General features: G+C 57.8%; 5 protein-coding genes, 1 other RNA gene and 2 pseudogenes. 5 read left to right on the top strand and 3 right to left on the bottom strand.

The features are described from left to right. Window positions 1–10: 10 nt before the first annotated feature. A pseudogene (locus tag QZ517_RS20075) lies at window positions 11–271 on the top strand (DUF1330 domain-containing protein); the annotation flags it as partial. Window positions 272–371: 100 nt separating this feature from the next. Here QZ517_RS20075 and QZ517_RS10735 read toward each other — a convergent pair. Further along, entirely contained in the window at window positions 372–899 is a 528-nt protein-coding gene (locus QZ517_RS10735; RefSeq protein WP_294226468.1) for a cytochrome c family protein, read from the bottom strand. A 138-nt stretch (window positions 900–1,037) separates the two neighbouring features. On the opposite strand from QZ517_RS10735, the gene QZ517_RS10740 reads away from it, so the two are divergent. After that, the gene (locus QZ517_RS10740) at window positions 1,038–1,874 is read left to right on the top strand and encodes a prephenate dehydratase (protein WP_294226478.1); all 837 of its coding nucleotides are present in this window, start codon (window positions 1,038–1,040) and stop codon (window positions 1,872–1,874) included. A gap of 70 nt (window positions 1,875–1,944) precedes the next feature. On the opposite strand, the gene QZ517_RS10745 is transcribed toward QZ517_RS10740, so the two are convergent. Then, window positions 1,945–2,412 (bottom strand): SRPBCC family protein, encoded by a 468-nt coding sequence (locus QZ517_RS10745; protein WP_294226469.1) that lies wholly within the window; start codon window positions 2,410–2,412, stop codon window positions 1,945–1,947. Window positions 2,413–2,454: 42 nt separating this feature from the next. Continuing rightward, window positions 2,455–3,429, bottom strand: coding sequence for an NAD(+) diphosphatase (nudC, locus tag QZ517_RS10750; protein WP_294226471.1), 975 nt, complete (start codon window positions 3,427–3,429; stop codon window positions 2,455–2,457). Between the two features lie 224 nt (window positions 3,430–3,653). On the opposite strand from nudC, the gene QZ517_RS10755 reads away from it, so the two are divergent. The 3 genes and pseudogenes from QZ517_RS10755 to QZ517_RS10765 all read left to right on the top strand — a co-directional run. Further along, a complete protein-coding gene (locus QZ517_RS10755; protein WP_294226473.1) occupies window positions 3,654–5,543 on the top strand; it encodes a bifunctional 2',3'-cyclic-nucleotide 2'-phosphodiesterase/3'-nucleotidase in 1,890 nt (629 codons plus the stop codon). A 64-nt stretch (window positions 5,544–5,607) separates the two neighbouring features. Next, window positions 5,608–5,706: signal recognition particle sRNA small type (gene ffs / locus QZ517_RS10760), an RNA gene on the top strand. A gap of 301 nt (window positions 5,707–6,007) precedes the next feature. Then, window positions 6,008–6,255: pseudogene (locus tag QZ517_RS10765) on the top strand (ABC transporter substrate-binding protein); the annotation flags it as partial.

The raw sequence follows: 6,255 nt of genomic DNA on the forward strand, positions 1-6,255 counted from the left end.
GCCAGCTTACATGCTTACGTTTTTGCGGGTTGAAGACGCCGAAGCCCACGCAAAGGACTATTTGCCCGGCGCGCATCAAGTGTTGTTGGATTTTGGCGGGCGTCCGCTTGCAGTGACCGAAGACATCACTGTGAAAGAGGGCGCGCTGCCTGAGGGCAAAGTGATTTTGGTGGAGTTTCCGAGCAAAGAGGCGGCACTGGCGTATTATGACAGCCCAGAGCACAAGCCGTACAAGGACATTTTGGATCGCGTTGCGAAGAATGACATGGCGGTGTTTGCAGGGCTTTGGGTAACGGACAACTTTTGCCATTCAAAAAGAAAAAGACCGCAGCCTAGACTGCGGTCTTTTTTGATTTTCATGTCGGTAAGACTTAGCCGCCGATGGTTGTCAGATAGGCAATCAAGTTGGCGCGGTCTGTGGCCTTTTTCAGGCCGGAGAAGGACATCTTGGTCCCTGGGGCAAACCCTTTTGGGTTGGCCAGGAAGTGATCCAGGTTTTCGGGGGACCACGTATCAGCAACCGCTTCCAGAGCACCGGAGTAGTTGAAGCCGGGAACCGAATCCACAGCACGATCCACTACACCGTAGAGGTGAGGACCGGTGCCGTTCGCTCCATCGTCAATTTTGTGGCAGGCTTTACATTTGCTGAAGACTTTGGCGCCTTTGTCAACGTCGGCAGCCGCGAGCAGTTCTTCCAGAGAAGGACCTTCCTCCGCTGCGGCACCAGCGTCATCGCCGCCTTCTACTTCAATCACATAGGCTTGTTGGGCGTGATCGTCGCCGTGGCCTTTGGGGCCGGTGTGATACAGGGTTTCAGCGGCCCAGCCGCCCAGCAGGAATACCAGCAGCGCCCCGCAAAGGGCGCCCACTACCTTGGTCATTGTCATCGTGTCGAACATGCTACGTTTCCGTCTCGTGGCGTTTGTCGGGTATCTATCCGCTTCCCCTAAGCGAACGCAAGGTATAGTTACCGCGACGAAACGCCCTCGGTACAAAAATTGCGCAGAAACCGGGGAAATGAGGACATAATGGACCAATTGACCAATCGTATCGCCTTTCAGGGGGAAGCAGGGGCTTACTCCCATGAAGCGTGCCGCAAGGCGCGGCCAGAGATGGAGGCGATGCCGTGTCGCACTTTTGAGGAAGTCATCGATGCGATGAAAACGGGTCAGGCGGATCTTGCGATGTTGCCAATTGAGAATTCCACCTATGGGCGTGTGGCCGATATTCACCGTCTGCTGCCTGAAAGCGGATTGCACATCATTGATGAAGCCTTTGTGCGGGTGCGGATCAGCCTGATGGGGCTTCCCGGCGTTCCGCTGGACGACATCGACACGGTGCGGGCGCATTTGGTGCTGTTGCCGCAGTCGGCCAAATTTCTGAAGTCGCACGGTATGAAGGCCTATTCGGCCGCTGACAGTGCGGGGGCAGCACGGGAATTGGCGGAAAGCAAACTGCGCAACGAAGGGGTGTTGGCCTCTGAGTTGGCGGCGGAGATTTACGGGTTGGATGTGCTGGCACGGGATGTGGAAGACCACGGCCACAACACCACCCGCTTTTTGATTATGTCGCGCGAGCCGGATTACAGCCGCCGCACCGATCATAAGATGATGACCACTTTTGTGTTTGAAGTGCGCAACATTCCGGCGGCGCTGTATAAGGCGATGGGCGGGTTTGCGACCAATGGCATCAACATGACCAAGCTGGAAAGCTACATGGTTAACGGCAGCTTCACTGCGACACAATTTTACGCGGATATTGAAGGTCATCCAGAGGACCGCTCTGTGCAACTGGCCATGGATGAGCTGCGCTACTTCACCAACAACGTGTCGATTCTGGGTGTGTATCCGGCGGAACGCGACGCGGTTCGGTAGTCGGAGCCAGATCGAACACAACAAAGGCGCCCAGTGTGGCGCCTTTGTTTTTGCAAGTCTGAAGCGTGGCTTACGCCATGCGGGAGTAGCGGTCTTCCAAGTCGTCGCGCAGTGTTGCCATGCGTTTGGCCATGCGTTTATTCATCGAGCTGCGGGCCAGTTTGAGCGACTGCAACAAAAGCCGTGCAGAGAGGCTGTTGGCGCGCATACCCGACCAAAACTGGATGCGGGTGCGGGTGCGGGACAGGGCGACCAGTTCGATTTTGATGTCGGTTTCCAGGCCTTGCAGAGTGGCCTTCATCTCAACTTCGTTGGGCGCGTCAAAGCCGGTGACCTCCAGATCCAATTCCCGTGCTTTGCCACGGAATTGGAAGCCGATTTCCCATTTTGCGCCCACACCGGGACGGGCGAGAGAATCGATACGCGTGACTTCGGCGCCACGGCGCAAGGCGGAGCGTTCGTACACTTCGACATCGGTCAGCATGTCAAAGGCCTGCGCGATGGGGACGTCTACGTCTTCTCTGCCGGTGAGTTCCATGGTGCCTCTGTGTTTGACTGCTATTTTGCGGCCATAGTCGCGTCAATCGAGCCTGTCCGCAAGCCAGTTCCGCAGCAGGAAGTGTGCGATAGCGCCTTTGCGAGACGGTTTCATGGTTGGGTGTTGGCCGGAGAACACAGTCAGCATGTCTTCGCGGCTGATCCAGAGCGCGTCTTCGATCTCATGCGGGTCAACTGTGATGTCATCGTTGAGCGCTTCGCCCGCGCAGCCAAACATCAAGGATGATGGAAAAGGCCATGGCTGGCTGGACAGATAGGACACCTCTCCGACGCGGATGCCAGCCTCCTCAACCACCTCACGGCGGACAGCGGCCTCAAGTGTTTCGCCAGGCTCAACAAAGCCAGCCAGCAGCGAGTACATACCTTCAGGCCAGCCGGGAGAGCGCCCCATGAGGACGTTGTTACCTCTGGTGATAAGCATGATCACAACGGGATCGGTGCGCGGAAAGTGGGAGGTGTTGCAGGCTGGGCAGTCACGTTGCCAGCCAGATTGCGCCATGCGGCTCTCCGCGCCGCAGTTGGAGCAGAACCGGTGGGAGCGGTGCCAGCCAAATATGGAGCGCGCTGTGGCGGCAAGCTCTGCGTCGCGCGGGGAGAGTTGTGCCATGACGCCACGTAGCTCAACAAAGAGGTGATCGGCGGGCAACGCAGGGTGATGTTGTTGCGTTGGGTCAAAAAACTGTTGGAGTTTGGATTCGTCCAACTCCTCTGGTGTCCAGGCAGAAATGTCATGTGCGTAAAGCGCCTTGCCATCTTCTGCTAGCCCCAGAAAAACAGGTGGAACCGGCGGGTCTTTTGCCTTTTGCAGGAGTGGGTGGTTGGTTGGGAGGTAAACCAGCTGGGCGCAGTTTTCGCCGCAAAACAGCGGTTTGCCGCGCCACAAGACGATGCTGTGGCTGTTTGGGAGAGTGACGCGAGCGTTGGCGTCGTCGCCGCGCAGTTCGGCGGCGCGGTTGAGGGCGGAGCCTCCAAAAGTAACAGTTTCGGCGTGTCTCATGTGGGTCTCCTGTTGGCACAGAGGTGACATGTTGCGCGGTGGGCTGCAATCACATCTGATTGAAGGGGAGGGCTGCACTGGCGAGACGGTAGGCGGCCTTTGCGTGAGTTTGTGATTTGCAATCATTCTAAAAGTGCGCACACTGGGCTGACTAGGATGTGCCATTTGGCTTTGGTGACTCGTATTTTGTCCCCCTAGGTGCCGGAAGAAACTAAGGAACTGTTGTGTCCCACACACGCCTGAAAGGGTCTGAAGGAGCGCGTGTTGCTCTGCGCGTCATGGCGACCAGCGATGTGCATGCGACACTTTTGGACTACGATTACAGCAAGGACAGTGCAACGACGCTGGGGTCTTTGGCGCGCGCGGCCACGGTGATTGAGGCGGCGCGTCAAGATGTGCTGGCGACTCTGTTGGTGGACAATGGAGATTTCCTTGAAGGTGCGGCCATAGCCGACCCCTATGAGGGGGGGGCTGGCGCCGGGGAGGAAAATCCGGTTGTTCAAGCTTTGAATGCACTGCGTTTTGATGCCATTGGGCTGGGCAATCACGAGTTTAATATGCCTGCGGAGGATGTGCGGGCCGCGTTGTTGGCGCTGAAGGCGCCTGTGTTGTGCGCAAATTTACATTTGAGCAAAGATCACGATGCGTCGGTATACGCCGACCTGTGGCAGCCCAATGTGGTGTTGAATGTGGCCGCAGAGGATGAAAACGGCAGGCGTTATGACCTGCGCGTTGGTTTGTTTTCCGTATTGCCGCCGCAGGTGGTGGCTTGGGATGCGCTGCGTATTGCCGGTCGGCTGGTGGCGGAAGAAATGGTTTCGGCGGCGCGTCGCCAAGTGTCCGAGTTGCGTCGGCAGGGGGCGGATTTGGTCGTGGCCTTGGCCCACAGCGGGATCCGAGACGTGGCCCATTCTGAGGAAACTGAGAATGTCGCCGTGGCTGTGGCCGGATTGGACGGTGTCGACGCCATTGTCGCTGGGCATGTGCATCGGGTGTTTCCGTCGCCTAGTTTTGGTCATTCTGACGTCATTGATCCAGATGTGGGCACGTTGCACGGGAAACCGGCGGTGATGCCGGGGGTTCATGCCACTCATGTGGGGCAGATTGATCTTGCGCTGCGGTGTACTGATGGAGCCTGGCAGGTTGAGGGTCATCACGTGCAGGTCCATGATCTGCGCGAAGGCAGTGGCACCGCTCCGGTCGAAGCGTCGGTGGTGGTGTCAGCGGTAGAGGCCGCCCATAACCGCACAGTGACGCATATGCGCCGCACCATCGGTAGGGTTGTGGAGCCAGTGACCAGCTATTTTTCGATGGTCAAAGGTGATTGCGCCTCGCGTCTGGTGGCGGAAGCAAAACTGGCGTTTGCGCGGCGGGAACTGGTTGGAACTGGTCTGGAGAGACTGCCGCTGATTGCGTCGGTTGCACCCTTGAAATGTGGGGGACGGGCTGGCGCCTTTCACTACGTTGATGTGTCGCCCGGGGCTGTGTCTGCGCGGGTAATTGCAGATATGCAGCCCTATTCCAATCATGTGAATGTGGTGCAAACCCGAGGCCGCGATGTGGTCGAATGGTTGGAAAAGGGCTGCGCAGTTTACAATCAACTTTTCGCTGGGGAGACTGGTCAGTTCCTGCATGACAGAGACACGCCGACCTACAATCGAGAGGCAATTTACGGGCTGTCGTATGCCGTCGACCTGTCCGAACCCGCCCGCTATGCGGTGGATGGCAGTCTGATCAACCCTCAGGCGCGGCGGGTGAGCAACATTTGTTGGCGCGGCGTGCAGATTGCGCCGGAGCAGGAATTCCTTCTGGTCACCAATGATTATCGCGGGGGCGGTGGTGGCAACTTCCCGGGGGCCGGCCGGGGACGAGTTGTGGAGATTGCGCCTGCACGGGTGCGCGATGTGTTGGCGCAGCACATCGCGGAGTACTCAGGAGAGCGAGACGCCAAATTGGACACCTGGCATTTGCGTCAGATGCCCGATGTGACAGCGATGTTTGACACTGGTCCGGGGTCCGCTGCGGTGTTGGGTATTGCCGGCTTGCCGCTCCGGTCACTTGGCGCCGTTGATGGTGGGTTTGTGCGCTACGAGTTGGACATGGCGCGGCTCTAAAAAGGTGTGCGGGATTTGAGAGGGTTGCCTTGCATCTTCGATCCGTTCGGCCTATATCGCCTCTTGAGAGGTTGGCGCGGGCGAGCGCCTCGCCAACCCGGTCAGATCCGGAAGGAAGCAGCCGTAACGAGACCCGCTTGGGTCGTTGTCCAGCCTCTCACCCACCCACCCTCCTATTCAAAACGTGATCCTGCGCCGGTTTTTCGGCGCTTTTGGCGTTGGCTTGTGTGCGCAGGGAGAAGGCGAAGGGCGTAGAAAGTATGAATGAAAGCAATAATTTGCCCATGTCGCGTGGAATCACGGCCTGTTGATACATTCCGAACTTGAATGTTGTTGCCCACCGCCTTTAGCTTGAAAGGTAAGAATTCCGCTGACACGCGCGCAGGCGCAGGAGGGGCCAGATGAAAGAAAAGACATTCAAAATTGCCGGGCCAATGTTTGATCGCCGCGGGGCGTTGCGATTGATGGGCGGCAGCGCGTTGTCGATTGGCGCCGGACTTGGCGGCGGGATGGCCTGGGCCAATGAAGATGAAATCCTCCGCTCGCATGGCTATTCGTTTTTTGGCGATCTCGCGTATCCGGCGGACTTTCCGCATTTTGCTTATGTGAACCCCAATGCGCCGAAAGGCGGGACCATCACGCTAAGCACGCGTGGCACATTTGATGGGTTCAATCGGTATTCATGGAAAGGGGGCAACCCGGAAAGCAGCGC

The sequence above is a fragment of the uncultured Shimia sp. genome, assembly GCF_913054185.1.
Taxonomy (GTDB): Bacteria; Pseudomonadota; Alphaproteobacteria; order Rhodobacterales; family Rhodobacteraceae; genus Shimia.

Bases quoted from the DNA above. Each gene is read 5' to 3' on its own strand.
- QZ517_RS10735 (WP_294226468.1), bottom strand. From the start codon at position 899: ATGTTCGACACGATGACAATGACCAAGGTAGTGGGCGCCCTTTGCGGG.
- QZ517_RS10745 (WP_294226469.1), bottom strand. From the start codon at position 2,412: ATGGAACTCACCGGCAGAGAAGACGTAGACGTCCCCATCGCGCAGGCC.
- nudC (WP_294226471.1), bottom strand. From the start codon at position 3,429: ATGAGACACGCCGAAACTGTTACTTTTGGAGGCTCCGCCCTCAACCGC.